At 68.8% G+C, this 20,055-nt stretch carries 16 protein-coding genes; 9 read left to right on the forward strand and 7 right to left on the reverse strand.

What is annotated here, in order from left to right; translation table 11 throughout:
• Nucleotides 1-51 precede the first annotated feature (51 nt).
• Complete coding sequence (locus VFZ09_RS34570) at nt 52-2,493, reverse strand: ATP-binding protein (protein WP_329732010.1); 2,442 nt, start codon at nt 2,491-2,493, stop codon at nt 52-54.
• A gap of 217 nt (nt 2,494-2,710) precedes the next feature.
• On the opposite strand from VFZ09_RS34570, the gene VFZ09_RS34575 reads away from it, so the two are divergent.
• Together VFZ09_RS34575 and VFZ09_RS34580 are read left to right on the forward strand one after the other, a co-directional pair.
• Nucleotides 2,711-3,739, forward strand: coding sequence for an SPFH domain-containing protein (locus tag VFZ09_RS34575; protein WP_329732011.1), 1,029 nt, complete (start codon nt 2,711-2,713; stop codon nt 3,737-3,739).
• Nucleotides 3,736-4,644, forward strand: a complete 909-nt coding sequence (locus tag VFZ09_RS34580) for an SPFH domain-containing protein (protein ID WP_329732012.1) — start codon at nt 3,736-3,738, stop codon at nt 4,642-4,644. The genes VFZ09_RS34575 and VFZ09_RS34580 overlap by 4 nt, the downstream gene beginning before the upstream one ends.
• 7 nt (nt 4,645-4,651) lie before the next feature.
• Here the strand turns inward: VFZ09_RS34580 and VFZ09_RS34585 are convergent, their stop codons facing one another.
• The 3 genes from VFZ09_RS34585 to VFZ09_RS34595 form a co-directional block, all read right to left on the reverse strand.
• Nucleotides 4,652-6,502, reverse strand: coding sequence for a M48 family metallopeptidase (locus VFZ09_RS34585; protein ID WP_329732013.1), 1,851 nt, complete (start codon nt 6,500-6,502; stop codon nt 4,652-4,654).
• Between the two features lie 73 nt (nt 6,503-6,575).
• Nucleotides 6,576-7,400 (reverse strand): SDR family NAD(P)-dependent oxidoreductase, encoded by an 825-nt coding sequence (locus tag VFZ09_RS34590; protein ID WP_329732014.1) that lies wholly within the window; start codon nt 7,398-7,400, stop codon nt 6,576-6,578.
• Nucleotides 7,401-7,463: 63 nt separating this feature from the next.
• On the reverse strand, nt 7,464-7,691 hold the full coding sequence (locus VFZ09_RS34595; protein ID WP_414640782.1) for an ATP-dependent Clp protease proteolytic subunit: 228 nt from the start codon (nt 7,689-7,691) through the stop codon (nt 7,464-7,466).
• A 503-nt stretch (nt 7,692-8,194) separates the two neighbouring features.
• Here VFZ09_RS34595 and VFZ09_RS34600 point away from each other — a divergent pair.
• Both VFZ09_RS34600 and VFZ09_RS34605 read left to right on the forward strand, forming a co-directional pair.
• Complete coding sequence (locus VFZ09_RS34600) at nt 8,195-11,752, forward strand: hypothetical protein (protein ID WP_329732015.1); 3,558 nt, start codon at nt 8,195-8,197, stop codon at nt 11,750-11,752.
• Nucleotides 11,749-12,534, forward strand: coding sequence for a hypothetical protein (locus VFZ09_RS34605; RefSeq protein ID WP_329732016.1), 786 nt, complete (start codon nt 11,749-11,751; stop codon nt 12,532-12,534). The genes VFZ09_RS34600 and VFZ09_RS34605 overlap by 4 nt, the downstream gene beginning before the upstream one ends.
• 166 nt (nt 12,535-12,700) lie before the next feature.
• Here the strand turns inward: VFZ09_RS34605 and dsrP are convergent, their stop codons facing one another.
• From dsrP to VFZ09_RS34620, 3 genes are read right to left on the reverse strand one after another with little or no spacing between them, the layout of a single operon-like run.
• Entirely contained in the window at nt 12,701-13,975 is a 1,275-nt protein-coding gene (gene dsrP, locus VFZ09_RS34610) for a sulfate reduction electron transfer complex DsrMKJOP subunit DsrP (protein ID WP_329732017.1), read from the reverse strand.
• Nucleotides 13,976-13,978: 3 nt separating this feature from the next.
• Nucleotides 13,979-14,884: a 4Fe-4S dicluster domain-containing protein gene (locus VFZ09_RS34615; RefSeq protein WP_329732018.1), complete on the reverse strand. Its 906-nt coding sequence runs from the start codon at nt 14,882-14,884 to the stop codon at nt 13,979-13,981.
• Nucleotides 14,877-15,473, reverse strand: a complete 597-nt coding sequence (locus VFZ09_RS34620) for a hypothetical protein (RefSeq protein ID WP_329732019.1) — start codon at nt 15,471-15,473, stop codon at nt 14,877-14,879. The genes VFZ09_RS34615 and VFZ09_RS34620 overlap by 8 nt, the downstream gene beginning before the upstream one ends.
• Nucleotides 15,474-15,710: 237 nt before the next feature.
• Between VFZ09_RS34620 and VFZ09_RS34625 the strand changes: the two genes are divergently transcribed.
• From VFZ09_RS34625 to VFZ09_RS34645, 5 genes are read left to right on the forward strand one after another with little or no spacing between them, the layout of a single operon-like run.
• Nucleotides 15,711-15,956, forward strand: a complete 246-nt coding sequence (locus tag VFZ09_RS34625; protein WP_329732020.1) for a hypothetical protein — start codon at nt 15,711-15,713, stop codon at nt 15,954-15,956.
• Between the two features lie 3 nt (nt 15,957-15,959).
• Nucleotides 15,960-18,377, forward strand: a complete 2,418-nt coding sequence (locus VFZ09_RS34630) for a molybdopterin-dependent oxidoreductase (RefSeq protein ID WP_329732021.1) — start codon at nt 15,960-15,962, stop codon at nt 18,375-18,377.
• A complete protein-coding gene (locus tag VFZ09_RS34635; RefSeq protein ID WP_329732022.1) occupies nt 18,374-19,162 on the forward strand; it encodes a nitrate reductase cytochrome c-type subunit in 789 nt (262 codons plus the stop codon). The genes VFZ09_RS34630 and VFZ09_RS34635 overlap by 4 nt, the downstream gene beginning before the upstream one ends.
• On the forward strand, nt 19,159-19,653 hold the full coding sequence (locus tag VFZ09_RS34640; RefSeq protein WP_329732023.1) for a 4Fe-4S binding protein: 495 nt from the start codon (nt 19,159-19,161) through the stop codon (nt 19,651-19,653). Before VFZ09_RS34635 ends, VFZ09_RS34640 begins: the two co-directional genes overlap by 4 nt.
• Complete coding sequence (locus VFZ09_RS34645) at nt 19,650-19,982, forward strand: hypothetical protein (protein ID WP_329732024.1); 333 nt, start codon at nt 19,650-19,652, stop codon at nt 19,980-19,982. The genes VFZ09_RS34640 and VFZ09_RS34645 overlap by 4 nt, the downstream gene beginning before the upstream one ends.
• Nucleotides 19,983-20,055 lie beyond the last annotated feature (73 nt).

Consider the following 20,055-nt stretch of genomic DNA (forward strand, 5'->3'; position numbering starts at 1 on the left):
AACATGGGGGTCTGACAGGGATTCCGCGTTACGAGGGATGTTCCGGAATCGTCACGCGGGCATCGCGTCCTTCGACCCGGGCTCGCCCGAGGAGGCCTGGGGAATGGGCAGGGTGATGCGGAACGTGCTGCCGCGTCCCAGCTCGCTCTCCACGGAGATGTCGCCTCCCATGCCCGTCACGATGCCGTGACAGATGGAGAGCCCCAGCCCCGTTCCCGTCCCCACCGGCTTGGTGGTGAAGAAGGGATCGAAGATGCGGTCGCGGACCTCGGGGGCGATGCCACACCCCGTGTCCCGCACCTCGATGACGACCCGCCCGGCGATGGCGCGCAGGCGCACGCGCACCTCGTGCTCGGTGGGCCGTCCGTCGGGAACCGCCTGGGAGGCGTTGATGAGCAGGTTGAGCAGCACCTGCCCCAACCGCCCCTCGCTCGCCCGCACCAGCGGCACCGGCTCGAAGTCCTTCACCAGCCGCGCGCGGTGGCGCAGCTCGTTGCGCACCAGGCCCAGGCTCGATTCGATCACCGCGCGCACGTCCACGTCGCACAGCTGCTCGCCCTCATCGCGCGAGAGCGTCCGCAGGTCGCGCACGATGTGCCGCACCCGCTCCGCGCCCTGTTTCGTCTCGCGCAGCACGTCCTCCAGCTCGCGCAGCCGATCCTCCGGCAGCAGGTCCTTCAGCAGCTGGCACTCCTCCTCGAGGAAGCCGAGGTTGGAGAGCACGAAGGCGAGCGGGTTGTTGATCTCATGCGCCACGCCCGCGGCCAGGGTGCCCACGCTCGCCAGCCGGTCCGCGAGCAGCAGGCGCGCCTGCATCTGCTTGCGCTCGGTGACGTTGCGCGCGCTCACCACCGTGGCCGGCTCGCCGTCGAAGAGCAGCCGCAGGGCGCTCAGCTCCGCCGTCATCACCTGGCCGCCCGCCCGGAGGAAGCGCACCTCGCGCATGGTGGCGGGGCCCTGCTCGAGCGAGCCCTCGAGCACGTTGGCGGCGGCTCCCCGGTCATCCGGGTGGATGAGCTCCAGCAGGGAGCGTCCGGCGAGCGCCTCCACCGAGCGTTGATCCAGGAAGGCGAGCCCCGCCGGGTTGATGTAGAGCAGGTTGCCCTCGCGGTGCGCGAAGATGGCCTCCGGCAGCCCCTCGATGAGCGCGCGGAAGCTCTCCTCGGAGCGGCGCAGCGCCTTCTCGGCGTGCTTGCGCGCGGTGATGTCGATGGACACGCCTCCGAGCAGCCGGCGGCCGTTCGCATCGCGCAGGGTGAACTTGTGGTTGAGCCAGTGGTGCAAAGACCCGTCCGGAGAGGGCACCACCTGCTCGGACTGGAGGGGCAGCCCGCTGGCGAGCACCGCCCGGTCCTCCCGCTTCAGCCGCGCGGCCGCCGTGGGCGGCAGCAGCTCGGCGTCCTCGACTCCCCGCATCGACTCCACGTCGCGGTGGAAGAAGCGGGCGTAGGGCTCGTTCACCCAGGTGCGCCGGCCCTTCTCGTCCTTCATGAAGGCCAGCACCGGGCTGTGGTTCATGAAGGAGTGGAACAGCTCCTGGCTCTGCTGGAGCGCGGCGAGCGTGGCGGCGAGCTCGTCCACCAGGGCCTGCTTGGCCTCGAACTCGGCGGCGTTGCTCAGCGCCGCGCCCAGCAGCCGGCCCATCATCTCGAGCGTCCGGACGTCGAGGGCATCGTAGGCGTTGGGCTCGGGGTAGCTGACGTTGATGGCCCCCACGGTGCTGCCCACCCGGTACAGGGGGACGATGATCATCGAGCGGATGCCGGTGGCGCGCGTGGCGGTCACGTTCACCCGGGGATCGTCCTCGGTGTCCCGGGTGTGGAGCACCTCGCCGCGCAGGATGCTCATCCCCGTGATGCTCTGGGCGAGCTTCAGCCGGAAGCCGCGATGCGGCATCGAGTTGCCGTGTGTCACCTGGTAGACGAGCTCGTCGCCCTCGGCCAGGGCCACCGCCGTTCCGGACGCACCGCACAGCCGCATGGCGCGCTCGGCGATGAGCGACATCACCTTGTCCAGCTCGAGGCCGGCGTTGGCGATGTCGCTCTGCGTCTGGATGATGGCCGAGAGCCGGTCATGCACGCCCCGCGAGCGGGGAGCCTCCAGGGGCGCCTGCATCCCCACGCGCCTGCGCCGGGAGAGCCACTCGAGCCGGGTCTGGAGCTGGGCGGGCTCGAAGGGCATGAGCAGGAAGTCATCCACCGCCGCGGCGAGCAGCGCATCCAGCGGCACCTGCTCCGCCGACGCGGTGACGAGCGCCAGGAGGAAGGGCCGGGGCCGCATGTCCGCGGTGCGCAACCGGGCCATCTCCTCGGCCACCGCATGGCCGGTGCCCACCACCAGCACCCCTTCCACGCCCGGGAGCAGCGCGGCCGCCTGCCCGGCCGCCGGAGCGTGGCGCACCGCGTGCCCCCAGTCCGAGAGGAGCTGGCCCATGGAGCACCCGGGGTGCGGACTGACGAGGAGCAATTCCATGTGCTCGCGATGGGCAGGCATCCAAGCCGTCCGGGTCCGCGAAGGCGGGCGGTGCCGGGTGGTTGTCATTCTATCTCCAGGGCTCCAGGAGGAATAGGGCTTCCCTTGGACCCGCGAGGGAGGGCGTGCGAGCAACCGCCGTCTTCCGGGCAACAGGTGTGCGGAACTGGGACGACCGGGCAGGCGGCGCTTCGCGGATGATGTCCGCGCGGTGGCGGCACTTTCCGAGGAGGGGTGGATGGACTTCCTGCAAACGCTGGGGCTCGGGCCCGTGGGTCTGGGCACGGGCATCGTCTTTGGAGCCGTGGGCTGGTTCGTGTTGCGGTGCGTGATCACCGGTTTCTTCACGGTGGACCAGAGCGAGCGAGCGGTGAAGGTGCGCTTCGGCCGCGCGGTCCGGCTCGCCGGAGAGCCCACCACGAAGCGGGGTCCCGTCAGCGAGGGGCTCGCGCGCACGGACGAGGATCGCTACGTCTACCCCCAGCTCGAGGTCATCCAACCCGGGGGCCCCTACTTCAAATGGCCCTGGGAGCGCGTGGTGAAGGTGTCCGTGGCCACCCAGACGCTCAGCCTGGCGCATGACCCCGAATCCCCCACCGCCAACCAGGGCGGACAGGTGCTCGAGGCCGTCACCAAGGATCAGCTCAACACCGGGCTCACCGGGCAGCTGCGCTACCGCGTGTCCGAGCAGAACCTCTACGCGTACCTCTTCGCGGTGAAGAACCCCATCGCGCACGTGATGGGCTACTTCATCTCCATCCTGCGCGAGCGCATCGCCAGCTTCGAGGCGCCCCCCGAGCCCGTCGTCGAGGGCACCCTGCAGGCCGTCGAGGTCACGGCCGTGTCCGGCGTCTCCATCAACGACCTGCGCAAGAACCTGAGGGATCTCAACGAGCACATGGAGCGCGAGTGCCGAGGCAGCCTGTCGCGCTACGGCATCACCCTGGAGGCCACGCTCATCACGGGCATCGATCCACCAGGGGATGTGGAGTCGGCGCTCGCCGCCATCAACACCGCGCACAACCACGTCTCCTCGGAGATCAGCCTCGCGCAGGCGGCGGCGGACCAGAAGATCGTCCAGTCGCGCCGCGCCGTGGAGATTGAAACCCTCCGGGCCCAGGCCGAGGTGGAGCCCCTGAACGCCCTGGCCGCGCAGCTCACCCTGCTCCACCAGAGCGGACCCGGCGCGCTGGAGTCCTACCTGCGCAACATCCGCCTCGGCCTCTTCTCCAAGGCCAGCCGCGTGGTGCTGGGGGTGAAGTCATGATGGGCTTCTTCGTGGGTGCCGTGCTCGGCTTCGTCGCCATGGGGGTGGGCGTGCCCCTCTTCCTGGGCTTGTGCCGGGTGTTCGGCCTCTACGTCACCGTGGAGGAGCGCACGTGCCGCGTCTACGTGCTGCTCGGCAAGGTGGTGGCCGTGCTGGACGAGCCCGGGCTGCACCTCCTGTGGCAGCGGCTGGGGTGGAAGGCGTTCCTGGTGAACTGGGTGGGCCGCTGCTACGTGTTGGATCTGCGCCTGGACCAGCAGTACCTGCGCAGCCAGGCGGTGAACTCCGAGGAGGGCGCGCCCATGGGGATCGGCATCTGGTACGAGATGTTCATCTCGGATCCCCTCAAGTTCCTGTTCGAGAACGCGGATCCGCGCGGCTCGCTGGCGGCCAACGTGAGCAACGCCACCGTGCGCTGCCTGTCCAACATGAAGCTGGCCACCATGATGGAGAGCCGCCACGCGATGAGCCGCACGGTGAGCACCGAGGTCTCCCCCATGTCGCACGCCTACGGCTACCAGCTCGGCTCCGTCTACATCCGCAAGGTGCACTTCCGCGACGTGGGGATGATCCGCCAGATCGAGGAGAAGGTGGTGAACCGGCTGCGGCAGGTGACGTCGGCCATCCGCCAGGACGGCGCCAACCAGGTGAGCATCATCACCAGCACCGCCGAGCGTCAGGCCGCCATCGAGTTCGCCAAGGCGGCGGCCCTGCGCCCTCGAATCGTGGGCGCGGCGCTGCAGCGCATCTCCCAGGACCCGGCCGTCGCCGCGGCGATGTTCGAGGTGCTGGAGCTGCAGCGCATCCAGGAGGGCAGCGCGAACGTGACGCTCATCCCCGAGGGACAGAAGAGCGACCTGCTCGCGCAGCTGCTGGTGGCGTCCCCCGCCACCCCCTCCCGGTGAGGCCCGCTCACGCCGCCTGCTGGGTGCTCTTGCGGTGCGCCTCCATGGTCCTGTGGCGCCCGAGGTAGTGCCCGAACGCGTTGAGCATCCCGTCCGGGTCCTGCAGCTTGCTCAGGCAGATGGAGCGCTTGCCCTTGAACAGGCCGCCGCCCTCGAGCTGCAGGTCCAGGTACTTCTTGAACAGGCGCTCCTCGGTGGTGGCGGTCTTCACCTGCTCGAGCCGGACGGGCTCCTCCCACTCGGTGCAGCTCACCTGCGCGTAGTCCAGGCGGACCTCCAACTTCTCCTCCTTGCCCTGGAAGGTGAGGGGAGGGAAGTGCTTCTCCACGTGCTGCCGCTCCGCCTCGTTGGCCGGCTCGTAGCGGTAGGCGAGCGCCAGATCATGCGCCCTCGCGAAGCGCTCCTCGTACGCGCCCCACAGCCGCGCCTCGATGGCCTCCGCTTCCAGGATGGCGCTCACCCAGGAGGAGTGGGTGGGCTCGAGCAGCACCTTCACCACGTCATCCGGCGAGAGCGCCTCGCCCACGTTCTCCAGGCGCGCGGCGAGCGGAGGGTGGGAGTCGAACGGGTGCGGCGTCACCGAGCCATTCAGGTCTCCGTGCACGGCCTCGGAGCCGGCGTACTGCGCGAAGCCGAGCGCGACCCGCTCCGCGATGGCCACCGTCTGCTGCTGCTCGCCGCGGTTGAAGAGGTCCGCCTCCACGCGGTCCCGGAAGCTCGCGTACGCGCCCACCTTGACGAGCGAGCGCGCGATGTCCCGGCCCGACGTGACGCCCGCGGCGAGCCGGTCCGCGGCGAGCTCGCTCGCGCGCCGGCTGCGGCCGAGGGACAGCTCGAAGAGTCCGCGGTAGGCCAGCATGAAGTGGAAGATGGGCAGCGTGAGCCCGCCCTCGCGCAGCGCCTGGAGGTAGTTGCCGAAGCGCGCGAGCATGGGCGCGAGCCGCTTGCCGTGGCCCGTGTCCCCTCCGAGCAGGTGCCCCATCTCGTGCGCGAGCACCGCGTCCGCCTCGGACTTCTCGAGCAGGCGCAGCAGGGACAGGCTCACGAAGAGCGTCCGGCCGGTGAGCGTCCGCCCTCCGGCGTGCACCTCGCTCTCGGTGACGAAGAAGTTGGTGTCGATGCCGGCGAGGATGTGGTCCGGCGGCTGGGTCTTCAGCTGCTCGCACAGCTGGCGCACGTGGGCCCAGAGCTCCGGCGCCTTCGACGGCTCGAGCACCTCCGCCTCCACCTCGAAGTCCATGGCGGGACGGCGGAAGATGGCGGCCACCACCTGGAAGAGGGCGAAGGCCGCGAGCAGGCCGATGATGCCGATGAGCTTCGGGATGTAGATCTCGAACCACACCGCCGTCACCCAGTAGGACAGCCACACGGCCAGCACGCCCTGGGCGAGCACCTGCAGCGCCCCGGTGATGCGGAGCACGTTCCAACCCACCACGAAGCTGCCGTACTGGAAGGGCCGCGAGATGAACGCCGCCAGCGCGCACGCCAGGGCGATCATCCCGGAGACGAGCCCCAGCAACACGGCACCCAGCGCCAGCAGGCCCATCAAGTCGAACTGCTCCAGGTCCGAGCACGCCTCCCCGAGCTTGTCGCGGAAGCCCGCCAGCTCCTCCGACGTCGAGAGACAGGCCTCCGAGGCCGGGACGGCGCGGAAGAACTGCAGCAGCTCCTGCCGCGTCCCTTCTTCGAGCGAGGTGTCCTCGGAGAGCTGCCCCTCGACGGCGGAGAGGAATGTCTGGTCGAAGCGCGAGGTGGCGTGGCTGGAGAACCAGAGGCCGAAGACGGGGAGCGCGAAGAGCCACAGGGCGGGCAGCGCGTAGACGCGGAGGAATCCGGGGATGGTCAGAGCGGATTTCATGGCGGGCGGAGGGTGGAGGGAGGTCCGACCCTACCGCGCCGACTGTCGCCCTGGGGAGCCCCTTGACTCCGGACTACTTGTGCTCGGGCTCTGGAGCGGATCCGGAGCCGGGCTCGGACATCAGCCGGTGCATCTGGACCTTGGCGGGATCCGGAAGGACCCGGGCCACGGCGGCCTGGAGCCGCGTCTTGACCGAGCCGGCGAAGACCTTCTGTTCGCCAGCCATCATCGCCTTGAAGCCCTGGCGCGCGACCTGGGCCGGATCGTCCTTCTTCTGCTGGCCCACCCGCGTGTCATCCATCCCCGCGCGGTGGAAGAAGTTCGTCTCCGTGGGGCCCGGCAGGAGCGCGGTGACGCTGATGCCCGCGTCGGCCAGCTCGTTGCGCAGCGCCTCCGAGAACGAGAGCAGGAAGGCCTTGGACGCGCCGTATACCGCCTCGAAGGGCGCGGGCATGATGGCCGCGATGGACGAGGTGAAGAGGATCCGGCCGCTGCCGCGCTTCACCATGTCCCGGGCCACCCGCTTGGCCAGGTGGACCGCCGAGGTGACGTTGAGCTGGATGAGGTTGAGCTCGTCCTCCAGCTTCGTCTCCGTGAACTCTCCGCCCACGCCCACGCCCGCGTTGATGGCGATGGCATCCACGGGACGGCCGAGCGATTGGATCCTCGCGTAGAGCCGCTCGACGCCGTCATAGGTGGCGAGGTCGACCTTCAGGCTCTCGATGTGCGCGCCGTTCGAGAGGCTCCGCGCGGCCTCCGTGATGCCATCGTCCTCGGCGGCGATCAGCACGTCGAAGCCGTTCTGGGCGAACTGCCTGGCCAGCTCGTAGCCGATGCCGCTGGAGGCACCGGTCACGACGGCGAACTGTCGGGTGTTTCCTTGTTTGGACGAAGCCATCAGCCCTCTCCTGGTGGGGAGCAAAGACGCTTCGCTCAATGTTTGGATGGCCCCTTGCGCTGGCTACGCCGCTGTGTCCGCCAGCCGGGCGGGCGGACGGGGGAGCAGGATCGCGGCCGTGCCGTGGCACTGACGCATGCAGAGGGTGGTGATGGGCGGTTGCACGTACTCCATCGTGTCGCGGATGGCGAGTGACGCGGCGACGGAGCCCCCTGGCGAGTTGAGATCTCCAGCGCCTGGGCAGCCCTCGGGGTCCGCGGCGGAGGAGGTTCCAGGGCAGTGCCCGACCAGTCCGACAGAGTTGAAAGGGGGCCACTTGAAAGGGGAACGGAGCTACCCTCCTTTCTCAGGAGTCTGCTCGGCGGGCTATCTTCTTGGGCGTTTGTCCTTTCGAGGGACCACTCCACATGGCGAAACACCACGCGCTCGTCGCCGGGAAGCGCCCCTTGCCGGGCAACCTCGGCGCACTCGTCCCGCCCCTCGAGGCGCCAGTGCGGTGGAGCAGGTCCGCCCGCGGGCGTGCGAGGAGCGCGCCGGCGCCAAGCCGGCCGGGCCCTCGTGTTGGGCAAGGCGATGCAGCGCGGGGCCGGTGTGGGCGAGAAGAGAGCAAGAGCAGAAACAGGCTCCACCCGCTCACGGCAGGCAGCCTCCAAGTCCTCCTGGCGGTGAGCTGCCTCGTCGCCAGCATGAGCGCGACCGGCGAGGAGTCGAGACGGGGGCGGGTGACGCTCTCGGCCGAAGCGCATTCGCGAGCGGAAGCCCTCAGCCCCCGCCTGGAAGACTGGAGGGAGGGCGTGCTCGCCCTGCGTGTGGTGGACCCTGGCCGTTTGGTGGTGAAGGCAGGTGCGGAAGTCATCGCCGCGGCGGCGCTCGGTTGGGGCGAGGACCAGCGGCTGCGGGTGGACTCGCTCGAGGCCTACCCGCCCGAGGCCTTGCCCCGGGTCGTCAACCGTGAGCGCGGACGGGAGGAGGTGGAGGTAGACGTCCCGGAGGGAGTGGGCGCTGGAGAGCACCTCACGCTTTCTTATGAGTGGGACTGGAAGCACGCGGGGGAGCCCGCCCTGGTGCGCTCCTGGCGCCTCCCCCCTGCGGAGGAGATTCCACCCGAGTGGTTGGAGGACGAGCCGTCCGAGCCCGAGCGAGAGGACATGCTCGAAGACGAAGCCGGCGCGCAGGCCGTCATTTCGCCCGAACCAGCGCCGCTCCCCGTCCAGGTGGACCCGGCTCGGCCCGAGCTGCTCTGGGTTCCCGGGTACGCCTCGCGCGAGGACATCGCCTCGCGGCTCTTCGGGGACGCCGCGGCGGCGGGCGCCTTCGACTTCGAGCCCCGAGCGTCTCCCTCCAGCGCTGAGGAGGGCCTCCAAGCCTGTGTGCGCGTGCGCCACCCGTCAGCGCTCGCGCCGGAGTTGCTCGCCACCCTGCGCCGCGCCCTCGAGGCTCAGGTGGAGGCGGATGTGGCGTGGAGCCGCTCCCAGCTCTCGGCGTCCTCCCTGGAGAGGGCCGGGGCCGCCGCGCTGGTGGAGCGCGGCCTGCGCTGGGCTCAACGCTCGGACATTCCAGATGGGGCAGGGGAGAGCTACTTCGATCGCTACCTCCAGGCGCTCGAGCCCTTGAGGGACGAGTCGCAGCGCGGGCACCTCCTCGGCGAAGCCGCCGAGCCCCTGCGGAAGGCCATTGCGCTTCGCTCCAAGCGCTTCAAGGCCAGCGACAACGTCACGGATGGCGCGCCCGTCCTCACCCCGGGCAGCGTGGTGGGCCGCTTCTATTTCGCCGACGGCTCCAGCGTCCAGGTGCGTACCCTGCTGCTGCTCACCGACGAGAGCTCCATGGCGCGTGCGGAGCTGCGCGTGCGCAACGCTCCTCGTGGAAGCCCGCGCGTCATCATTCCCGGGGAGGACGGCCGTTGGCGGGGCTACAGCGCCGAATTCAACACCGCCGCCGGAGTTTCCGAGCCGCTCGAGGACCCCAAAGGCAACGTCTACTGGTACTACCCGGGCACGCTCCTCATCCGCCCGGGAGACTGGCGGCCGGGGCTCCCCGGTACGGGCGGGTTGGCGGCCCTGCGACGGGAGCTTCTCCAGACAGCCCTCGCCACGGCGACACCGCAAGCACCCCAGCCCCTCGTCGCCCTCGACCATGACGTGCTCTCCCTCCTCACCCCGGACGAGCGCCTGGGCGTCTTCAACACCCTTCTCACGGGCCCCGCGCTCAGCTCCGACATGAGGGAGGACGCGGTGCACCTGCTGGCGCGTGTGCTGCTGTCCACGCCCGACATGGAGTTTCCCCCGCTGGAGCGCAAGCTCACTTCCGGTGGGGCGCTGGAGAAGCTGCTTGGCAGCAACGCGCCACACAGCAAGGTGACGCTGGGACAGGCCTTCACCCAGAAGGCACTCGCCTCGTTTCCCCTCACGCTGGAGCTCCTCGAGTCCCTGCCCACCTTCCACCTGGGGCGTGAGGGCGAGAGGGCATACCTGCTCAACGTCCCCTCTGGACTGGTGTCCACGACATTGGTGGCGCCGGAGGCGTGGGAGGAGCAGCAGGGGGTGCGCCTCGGGGCCGAACCCGCTCTGGCCGGAGAAGTGGCGGGGCCCTCCAGGCGCATGGCCCTGTACTTCCAGCCGGTGCGGCAGGAATTCCAGGCCCGCTACCTGTCCTCGGTGGACGAGGCGCCGCGCAGCCGGGCTCTGCACCCACTGGAATGGGTGCGGGTGGAAGTGCATGGGCCACAGCCGCGCTCACACCTGATGACGGCCATGGAGCTGGCCTTGCTCGCTTCCACACCGGACACGTCGCCTGTCTGGTCGGCGGTGGGCCGCATCAGCGAGATGCACATGGTGTACGGCGCCGTGTCGGCCCTGGCGCGGGCGCCGCTGTTGACAGGAGTGCCGGCCACGGCAGCGCAAGGCGGGACGCTGGCGGCGGCACGGGGAGCGGCGGTCCGCCTCTTCGTGGGCCGCATCTCGTTGGTGGCGGCCCTGGCGGTGGTGGACACGTACCGGGACGAGCTGTCGCGGACGCCAGCGGGACGGGACTTTCTCGCAGTGCACGACGCGGCCATGGTGGCGCTGGCTGCCCGGGACATCTACAAGCTCACCACCTCGGGCATAGGACGCGAGCTGGTGTACCGGGGAGGGCTGGTGTTGAGCGCGGCGGGTGCCCGGGCCTCGTCCGGGCTGCGCGAGTCGGTGGAATCCCTCCAGGCCCTGGTGAAAACGCTGGAGCGGATGCTCGCCGAGGGCAAGGCCGTTGCGACGCCGGAGGGCTTGCGGTTTTCCCTTCCTGGCGGCGCGGAGGCCTTCAAGCAGGCCTTCTTCGCCGTCCGCGGAGAGATGGCCGCCGCACGGGCCCTCGGGGGCATACGCGGCGCGGGGCTCGCGGCCGAGGAGGCCGAGAAAACGCTGGAGGCGCTCAAGCAGTTGTCGGCGGAGAGCCAGGAAATGGCGAGCGCCTACGGTGCAGTGGCGCGGCGCGCGGCGGCCTTGCCGGCGGACAAAGCCCAAGCGTACCTCGCCGCCGTGGAATCACTGCGCTCCTCCGCGCGCAGTGCGGCGAAGCCTGCGCTGGCGCAGTTGCTGAGGCGCTCTGGAGCGCCGAGCCTGGTGGACTCGCTCGCCTTCATGAAGGAAGCCGAGTGGCTCGTCAGCCACCCGGAGCTGGACGCCGAGGCCGTGGCCAAGCTTGCGGGGAAGGCATGTAGGGACAGAGTGGATCTGGGCTGGCTGCGCTCAACGGGGCTTCCCCTGGAGTACCTCAACTTCTTAGGCAGGAACGAGAAGACGGCTTGGAAACTGTTCCAGCAGGCGGCAGCGGAACCGTGGAACTTAGCGGTGCAACGACGGGCGCGTGAGCAACTCCGAGGCATCGCAATGGAGATGCTGACAGAGCGCAACGCACAGAAGCTCTTCCCGGGCTTCCGGCTCACGGGGCGACAGGTTCCATTGAAAGGGGGGCACGTCATCGACAATGAGATAACGGCAATACTTGGCTCGCGGCTCCAACATGGAGTGGAAGCAAAGGGCTGGAACAAAGACAGGTGGCGCATGGCGCTCAATGCATGGTATGCCAAGCAAGGCGCGCAACCAATCAGCGACCAGCAGGCTGCACTAGCAGATCAACTGCAGCGCCTACTCGAACAACTCGCCGATGCAGCGAAGGCGCCCCGGGGGAAACCCTTTCTCGTTATCACCGACAAGCTAAGTGGGCCGACCAAGGCCAAGCTTCAAGGCTTTCTGTTGAACCACTCGCCGAGCACACAGGTCATTGAAGTGGAGGAAGCCCGAATACTGGAGCAGACGAAGCAGTTGCGCGCCGCATTCAAGCTTCCCGAGGATTTGTCCGGAGGTGCGCCATGAACCGGTGGCCTATCTGGGCGGTCTTGGCTCCAGGCGAGCCCACACGGCTGGAGAGCCGCGCCCTAGCCCTTGCGATGCCGGACTGGGACGAAGAGGACGGAGAAGAACTGCCTTTCGAGTTCGTCCTGGGCAGTGGCCGTTACCATGCCATTGTGGGAGCTGACCCCATCGACATCGGCGCCGAGATGCAAATCGCCAAAGCCCTGTCGCTCGAATGCGATGAGCCGGTGTACTCGATTGAGCGCGCCAACGACCCCTGGACCGTCATGTCGTGGCGAAACGGTGCGCTTGAAATCTTGGAGGTGAGCCCAGACGGCTTGGCGAAGTCTCTTGGTTGTCCGCTGCCAGGAGGCGAGGAAGCGGCTAACCGCAGCGCGAAAAATCCCCTGCGGAAGGTCTCGGTGGTGGAAGGAGTCCGGGCACAAGAGGCGATTCGGGTTCTGGAGGAGGATGTTGGCGAGCCACTCACTCCGGGGCGCTATCGCTTCGAGGACACGCCGCAAGGGCTCCGGATCTCCAGCGGAACTGGCGACGTAGGCTTCGCTGACATCACCCTCTCAGAATGGCTTCCACATGTAACGGCCTATGGAGTAGTTGCCTCACCAGGCCTGGATATGTTCTTTGTCACCGTTCTTCGGGGCGGAGAATGCATCGGCCTTTTCTCGCTGCCGCCTCGTGAGGATTCATTCATGCCGGCGGTGAGTACCATCAAAGACGAGCACTCGCCCGAGCGGATCCTCGCGGCGCTGGGCATCTCTCCGGAGTTGTTCCGAAATGAATGACGGGTGCCGGGGCGGCCTCGCCCTGGCGCAGGCACCCGTCCGAGCGAATGCTCGCGGTGCGGGCCGGACATGCCACCGCTCTCGAGTACGGTCTGCTCCAGGATCGGTTCCTGCGTTCCACACGAATCCCTGGTAGGTAGCTCCACGCCCTTCTGCTCCTGAGGGCCTACGCCGCCTGTTGTGCCTCGGGGGCCACGTCGCCGTGCCCGCTCTTCCCGTGCGAGGCCGCGAGCTGGCCGCTCAGCACTGGCAATGCCACCTTCACCGCCACCGTCAGCACCATCAGTCCGACGGCCCAGATGCCGGCGGTGATCTTCCACTCCGTCAGGGTGGGGACGTACTCCACCACCTCGTGCAGGGTGCTCGGGACGAAGCCAGGGATGATGAGGCCCATGCCCTTTTCAATCCACACACCCGCGAAGGCCAGCGCGCACGCCAGGTTGAGCAGCCCCACGTGCTTCCGCGTGGCCGGCAGGTGCACCAGCACCGCCGAGGCGATGTTGAGCGCCACCGCCGACCAGATCCACGGCACCAGTGCATGGTGTCCGTGCGAGCCGAAGAACAGGTAGCGCACCGCCGTGGCGTGCGAGCCGCCCGTATAGAAGGCGGTGAACAGCTCCGAGCCCAGCATGAACAGGTTGAGGAGCACCGTCACCCGCATCACCGACGTCAGCGTGCGCAGCGGGCCCTCGCCGATGGGCAGCCCCGTGAAGCGGCGGATGACCTGCAACAGCACGATGACGAACGCCGGGCCCGTGATGAACGCGGACGCGATGAACCGTGGCGCCAGCAGCGCCGAGTTCCAGAACGGCCTGCCCCCGAGCCCGCTGTAGAGGAACGCCGTCACGCTGTGGATGCTGATGGCCCAGAAGATGGAGAGGAAGACGAACGGCAGGTACCACTGCTTGCGCGGCTTGCGGCCCAGGAACCGCATGTAGAGGAGATAGCCGCAGATGTGCAGGTTGATGAGCAGGTAGCCATTGAGCACCACCACGTCCCAGGAGAGCATGGACACCGGCCAGTTGAACCGGCCAATCCCTGGCATGATGTGCCAGAAGCGGTCCGGACGCCCCAGGTCCACCACGATGAACAACAGACAGATGGAGATCGCCGCGATCGCCAGCAGCTCGCCGATCAGCGTGACGTCATGCATCTCGTGGTCGTGGTACAGGTACGCGGGGATGACCATCATCACCGCGCCCGCCGCCAGTCCCACCCCGAAGGTGAAGTTGGCGATGTACAGGCCCCATGAGACATGGTCGCTCATCCCCGTGAGGGCCATGCCCCCGGCCAGCTGGTGTGCCCAGGCATTGGCACCCACCAGGGCAATCGCGGTGAGCACCGTCATCCACGTGTAGAAGCGCCAGCTCCCATCCGTGCTCATCCACAGGAGCCGGCCCAGGAACCGCGGGTAGTCGAGCAGGTGTCGGGTAGCGGCCATGGCTCACTTGTCGAAGAAGTAGAAGAAGCGGGGCCGCGTCCCGAGCTCTTCCTTGAGCACGAAGACGCGCTTGTTCTCGAGCACCCAGCGGATGGGGCTCTTCGGATCCAACAGGTTGCCGAACACCCGCGCCCCCGTGGGGCACGCCTCCAGGCACGCCGGCAGCCGGCCCGCCCGCGTGCGGTGCAGGCAGAAGGTGCACTTCTCCACCACGCCCCGCGGACGCACGCGGTTGGAGAGGTAGCCCTGGTCCGGGTTGAGCTCCTCGGGCGGAATCTCCGGCTTCGTCCAGTTGAAGCGCCGCGCGTGGTAGGGGCACGCCGCCTCGCAGTACCGGCAGCCGATGCACCAGTTGTAGTCCACCACCACGATGCCGTCCGGCTCCTTCCACGTCGCCTGCACCGGGCACACCTTCACGCACGGCGCGTTGTCGCACTGGTGGCACTGCACCGGCAGGTAGTACTTCCCCTCGGCCGGCACCGGATGGTCGTAGTTCGCGTTGCCGTGCTCCAGGTCCAGGCTGCCCTGCTGCATCTCCAGCACCCGGATGTACGAGTTCCCCGTGCTCCGGTCGTGGTTGTTCTCCTGGTGGCACGCCTCGGCGCACCGGCGGCAGCCGATGCACACGCTCAGGTTCAGCGCGTAGCCGAACGACACGCCCTCCTGCGGCGGCAGGTCCTGGATGTCCACGTCCCGGCCGTACTTCTGTTTCGCCTCGGCCTTCAGGTGGACCAGGATTCGCGCCATCTCGTCGCGCGTCAGCTCCTTGTAGTGCTTCTGGAGGAACGCATCGACGCTCAGGTCCTGTGTCCACTCGGTGAGCGGCGCCATCGCGTGCGCGAAGGCCGCGGCCCCGAGCGTGGCCCCGGCGCCCTTCATCACGGTGCGGCGGGAGAAGATGTCACTCATGGTGCTGGGGCTCCTTCGTGTCCGGCTCGCCCTGGGCGGACGGGTGGCGCGGAGGCATCACCGGATGCCCGCCCGCGTACTTCGGCGAGTGTGGGTCGTGGCAGCTCACGCAGTGGTTCCGCGTGCGGTCTCCCTTCGACAAATCCCAGTAGCCCGTCATGCCGCCGTGCGCCCCCGCCTTGAAGTCGCGGTACTGCGGCCCGTGGCACTGCGCGCACAGCGTCACCGCCTCCGGCATCGGCAGCGGCTCGCCCGTGGCCAGGTGCAGCGAGCGCGGCTGGCTGGCCTGGTGGCACGAGGTGCAGGCGAGCTCACCGTGCCGGAACTGGAGGCCCTGGTGGAACTCCTTCAGCTCCTCGGGCCGCGAGGGCATGGGCTTCGTCTCACGCAGCGAGTGGCAGCTCTCGCACGCCACGCGAAGCGGCCGGCCCAGCGCGTCCTTCTGGTCGCTCTCCACCGAGGTGAGCTTCGCCGGCTGGTGGAGCGTCTCCTTGCCGGTGGGCGCCCCCGGGGGCGGTTGGAAGCGAGCGGGCTGATCCTTCCCGCACCCGCCGAACGCGAGCAGCACGGCGGCGAACGCCGGGCGCATCCATCTGTCGAGAGGATTCTCCACGGGTGCTTGCGCAAAGCAGCGTCCGTGCCAGCACCTCCCGTCCCTGTGGGCCCACCGTGAAGACGTCCCGGTCCGCCCGCCTGCCCGCGAAAAACCTGCATCAGCGAGGCAGCTTTGAACGCAGGCTTTGCGTCACCTCCGCCGGCTCCTCTCGGGGGCCGGGGTGGTCCACCTCTTGCTCCTGGGGGTCATGCCCGAATGGACGGAGCCTGTATGCCCATCAGCAGTCTGGTGCTCACCCTCGATGCTTCTCCCGAACGGAGGGCGAGCGCGCTTCGTGAAGTCGCTCGAGATCCGCGCATCACCCTGGGGACTCCCCTGGAGGAGCGCTGGCTTCCGGTGGTGACGGACACCGGCAGTCTTTCCGAGGGCGAGGCGCTCGCGGAGTCCCTGAGGGATCTCCCCGGAGTGAGCTTCGTGGACGTCGTGATGGTGGATTTCTCCGAGGAGGAGCGCTGAACCATGGATCGCCGGGACTTCCTCAAGGGCACGGCCATGACGGCGGCGACGCTCGCCGCCAGCCGCCTCGCGTATGGCCAGGACAAGGCGGCGGGGACTCCGCCCGCTGTCACGGGTGGCCAGGGCGTGCAGTGGAACAAGGCGCCCTGCCGCTTCTGTGGCACCGGCTGTCACGTGCAGGTGGGCGTGCAGAACGGCAAGGTGGTGGCCATCGCGGGTGATCAACAGGCGCCGGTGAACAAGGGCCTGCTGTGCGTGAAGGGCTACCACGTGGGGCTCGCCCTCTACGGGAGCGACCGGCTCACCACGCCGCTCCTCAAGAAGGGTGACACGCACGTGCCCATCAGCTGGGAGGAGGCGATCGACATCGTCGCCCGCCGCGTGCTGAAGGACCCCAAGGGCTTCGGCCTCTACGGCAGCGGCCAGTGGACCATCCCCGAGGGCTATGCCGCCTCGAAGTTCGTCAAGGGCGGCCTGGGCTCCAACCAACTGGATGCCAACGCGCGGCTGTGCATGGCGTCCGCGGTGACGGGCTTCCTCGCCACCTACGGCGTGGACGAGCCCGCCGGTTGCTACGACGACCTCGACGCCTGCGACGTGCTCATCATGTGGGGCAACAACCCCGCGGAGATGCACCCGGTCCTCTTCTCGCGCGTCATCGATCGCCGCTCGCGCGGGGAGAAGGTGACGCTCATCGACATCGGCACGCGCAAGACGCGCACCAGCGGTTTCTGCGACCACTCGCTGCGCTTCAAGCCGAACACGGACCTGGCCATCGCGTGTGGCATCGCCCACCTGCTGGTGGAGAACGGCACCTACGACAAGGCCTTCGTCGAGGCCCACTGTGCCTTCCGCGCCCCCAGCGAGCCCGCCGCGCTCGAGGGCAAGGCCATCACCTTCGAGGAGTACCGCGAGCTGCTGAAGCCCTACACCCCGGAGAAGGTGGAGGCGATCTCCGGTGTGCCGGCGAAGGACCTGCGGATGCTCGCGGACCTGTTCGGCCGGCGCGACGTGCGCATCACCAGCCTGTGGTGCATGGGGATGAACCAGCACACCCGGGGCACGGCCATCAACAACCTGGTCCACGGGCTCCACCTGCTCAGCGGACACTTCGGCAAGCCGGGGGACGCGCCGACCAGCCTCACCGGCCAGCCCTCCGCGTGCGGCACCGTGCGCGAGGTGGGCACGCTCGCCCATGCGCTCCCCGGTGGCCGCGTGGTGGCCAGGCCCGAGCACCGCGCCCAGATGGAGGAGATCTGGAACGTCCCCAAGGGCCGTCTCCACGACAAGCCCGGTTACCACACACTGGAGATGTGGAAGCGCTTCTCCACGCCCACCGAGCAGGGTGGCGACATCCACACCCTCTGGGTCCAGGTCACCAACCCCGCGCAGACGCTGCCCAACACGCACAAGCTGGTGGACCCCAGCCGGAAGCTGGCGGACAAGTTCCTCATCGTCTCGGATGTCTACCCCTCGGCCACCGCGCGCATCGCGGACCTCATCCTCCCCTCGGCCATGTGGGTGGAGAAGAACGGCATGGTGGGCAACTCCGAGCGGCGCACCCAGCAGTGGTTCAAGATGGTGAAGCCTCCCGGCCAGGCCCGTGACGACGCCTGGCAGCTCATCGCCGTGGCCCACCGGCTCCTCGAGCTTGGCTTCGAGGGCATGAAGGACAAGGACGGCCGCTTCCTCTTCGAGGTGAAGGGCAAGGACGGCAAGCCCGTGCCCCTCTGGGACTTCGCCCACTACTACGACGTCAACGTGGACGAGCACCTCTTCGAGGAGTACCGGAAGACGACCCGCATCAAGCACAAGGACCTGGCGCCCTATCAGGAGTACGTGAAGGCGCGCGGCCTGCGCTGGCCCGTGGTGCAGCAGCCGGACGGCAGCTGGCGCGAGACGCGCTTCCGCTTCGCCGGCTTCGATGACCCCTACGTGAAGAAGGGGCGGGACATCCAGTTCTACCACTCGACCACGCACGACGACCGGGCGCAGATCTGGTTCAGCCCCTACGAGCCTCCTCCCGAGTCCCCCGACACCGAGTTTCCCTTCTGGCTGTGCACCGGCCGCGTCATCGAGCACTGGCACTCGGGCACGATGACCATGCGGATTCCGCAGCTCCAGCGCGCCATGCCCCAGGCGTATGTGGAGATGAACCGCGCGGATGCGCGGCGGCTCGGGGTGGGCAATGGGGACCAGGTGACGGTGGAGACGCGGCGCGGGAAGTTGGACCTGCCCGTGTGGGTCGGCGGCCGCGGTGAGCCGCCCGAGGGCTCGCTCTTCGTTCCGTTCTTCGACGAGCGGCTGCTCATCAACGGGCTCACCCTCGACGAGCATGACCCGTTCTCCAAGCAGCCCGATTACAAGAAGTGCGCGGCCCGTGTGCGACGGCGTGAGCTCGTCGCGGAGAAGCAGGGATGAGCCCCGAGGGTGGACAGGGCAGTGGTCTCGGAGCGCGTTGGCTCCACGTGGGCGCCGCCGTGGCGGTGGCGCTCGCTGCCACGGGGTACTTCGCGGGCATCCGCGCGCCGGAGATGCCGGAGCGTCCGGTGGCCTCGGATCCCCACGCGCAACGGGCCGAGCGTGCTCCGAGCTACGGCGAGTTGCGAGAGCAGCGGCGAGGGGCCAATGCGCGCATGTACGAGGGGGCCATCGGCGCGTTGGCGGAAGAGCCGTTTCCGGTGAAGCCGCTGCCCGTGGCCACCCCCGAGCAGCGCGCACAGGCAGTGGCACAGCGTCAGGGCCATCGCGCCTATGACGGAGCGCCGCCCACCATTCCCCATGAGATTGATCAGCGCGAGGTGCCCGGCTGTCTGGCCTGCCATGGCGAGGGGATGAAGCTGGGCAACCGGGTGGCTCCGAAGATCAGCCATCCGCCGTACCAGAGCTGCACGCAGTGCCATGTGGTGGGGGACTCGCCGCGTCCGTTGGCTCCGTACAAGGACTCTCCGAGGAATGGTTTCGTGGGACTGGCCTCGGCGGGGAAGGGCGAGCGGGCGTGGCCAGGGGCTCCGCCGACCATGCCCCACCCGACGCTCATGCGGGACAACTGCGCGAGCTGCCACGGTCCGCGCGGTCTCCCCGGGCTGCGCACCTCGCACCCCGAGCGGCAGAACTGCCAGCAGTGCCATGGCTCCTCGGCGCGGCTCGACCAGCGCGTCAGTGGGGCAGGGGGGCCCGGTCTGGCCATGGAGGCTCGGCCATGAGCTCCCAGGTCACGCTCAGCCGCCGTGCGTTCCTCGGGTTTCGTCGGCGCCAGGAGGAGCCCAAGCCCCCGATGGCTCCGGCTCCGGCTCCGGCTCCCGTGCCCGCTCACGCCGCGCCCGAGCCCGGCTTCTCGCTCGAGGCGTTCTATTCCTCCCGTGCGCGCTCGGGCGAGGTGACGGGCCGCGAGCTGCCGGTGTTCTCCTTGCGCGAGGGGCTCGCCGTTCCGCAGGAGGGCATCAGCCGGATCGGAATGCCCGTGGCCGGGATGACCGTGCGGGTGCGTCCCCAGCTCTGCCTCGCGTGGCAGGGTTCGTTCTGCGGTACCTGTTCCGAGCGCTGCCCCGTCGAGGGCGCCATCACCCTCGAGTCGGGCCGTCCGAGCGTCGTGGAGTCGCGGTGCAACGGCTGCGGCCTCTGCGTCCAGGCCTGCCCGGCTCCGCTCAACGCCCTCGAGTTCCTCCCTCCCCGCCAGCAGGTCCCAGGTCCATGACGACAGGTATCCGCCTCGCGAATGCTTCTCCCGAGAACGCCGCGCTTCCGCAGTTGCAGGACGCGATCCTCGACCCGGAGACCCTGGCGCAGTTGTTCCGGGACATCCAACGCTGTGCCGTCGTGGACGAGGTGCTGCTCAAGGGCGGCGCTTCGTTGATGGCCTCCGAGAAGTCCGTCCCGCTCTCCGAGGCCGAGCTGGCACTCCGGGAGAAGCGCGTGGTCGGCGTGCAGATCCGTTACTGGTACGACGGTACGAACTGGTGGGACACGCTGATGCACACCCCCCGAGGGGTCCGGTTGATCCGCATCGAGCACAGGGTGGGTTGAACACGGGCACGGATACCCTCACCCCGTCCCTCTCCCGGAGGGCGAGGGGAGATTGGCTCAGTGTCACCTCACT

It is taken from the genome of Archangium sp. (assembly GCF_036277355.1).
Lineage (GTDB): Bacteria > Myxococcota > Myxococcia > Myxococcales > Myxococcaceae > Archangium.

Excerpts from the sequence above, each read along its gene's own strand:
- VFZ09_RS34605 (WP_329732016.1), top strand. The coding sequence starts at position 11,749 with ATGAACCGGTGGCCTATCTGGGCGGTCTTGGCTCCAGGCGAGCCCACA.
- VFZ09_RS34645 (WP_329732024.1), top strand. The coding sequence starts at position 19,650 with ATGACGACAGGTATCCGCCTCGCGAATGCTTCTCCCGAGAACGCCGCG.
- VFZ09_RS34580 (WP_329732012.1), top strand. The coding sequence starts at position 3,736 with ATGATGGGCTTCTTCGTGGGTGCCGTGCTCGGCTTCGTCGCCATGGGG.
- VFZ09_RS34630 (WP_329732021.1), top strand. The coding sequence starts at position 15,960 with ATGGATCGCCGGGACTTCCTCAAGGGCACGGCCATGACGGCGGCGACG.
- VFZ09_RS34585 (WP_329732013.1), bottom strand. The coding sequence starts at position 6,502 with ATGAAATCCGCTCTGACCATCCCCGGATTCCTCCGCGTCTACGCGCTG.
- VFZ09_RS34615 (WP_329732018.1), bottom strand. The coding sequence starts at position 14,884 with ATGAGTGACATCTTCTCCCGCCGCACCGTGATGAAGGGCGCCGGGGCC.
- dsrP (WP_329732017.1), bottom strand. The coding sequence starts at position 13,975 with ATGGCCGCTACCCGACACCTGCTCGACTACCCGCGGTTCCTGGGCCGG.
- VFZ09_RS34575 (WP_329732011.1), top strand. The coding sequence starts at position 2,711 with ATGGACTTCCTGCAAACGCTGGGGCTCGGGCCCGTGGGTCTGGGCACG.
- VFZ09_RS34570 (WP_329732010.1), bottom strand. The coding sequence starts at position 2,493 with ATGCCTGCCCATCGCGAGCACATGGAATTGCTCCTCGTCAGTCCGCAC.
- VFZ09_RS34635 (WP_329732022.1), top strand. The coding sequence starts at position 18,374 with ATGAGCCCCGAGGGTGGACAGGGCAGTGGTCTCGGAGCGCGTTGGCTC.
- VFZ09_RS34590 (WP_329732014.1), bottom strand. The coding sequence starts at position 7,400 with ATGGCTTCGTCCAAACAAGGAAACACCCGACAGTTCGCCGTCGTGACC.
- VFZ09_RS34640 (WP_329732023.1), top strand. The coding sequence starts at position 19,159 with ATGAGCTCCCAGGTCACGCTCAGCCGCCGTGCGTTCCTCGGGTTTCGT.
- VFZ09_RS34620 (WP_329732019.1), bottom strand. The coding sequence starts at position 15,473 with ATGCGCCCGGCGTTCGCCGCCGTGCTGCTCGCGTTCGGCGGGTGCGGG.
- VFZ09_RS34625 (WP_329732020.1), top strand. The coding sequence starts at position 15,711 with ATGCCCATCAGCAGTCTGGTGCTCACCCTCGATGCTTCTCCCGAACGG.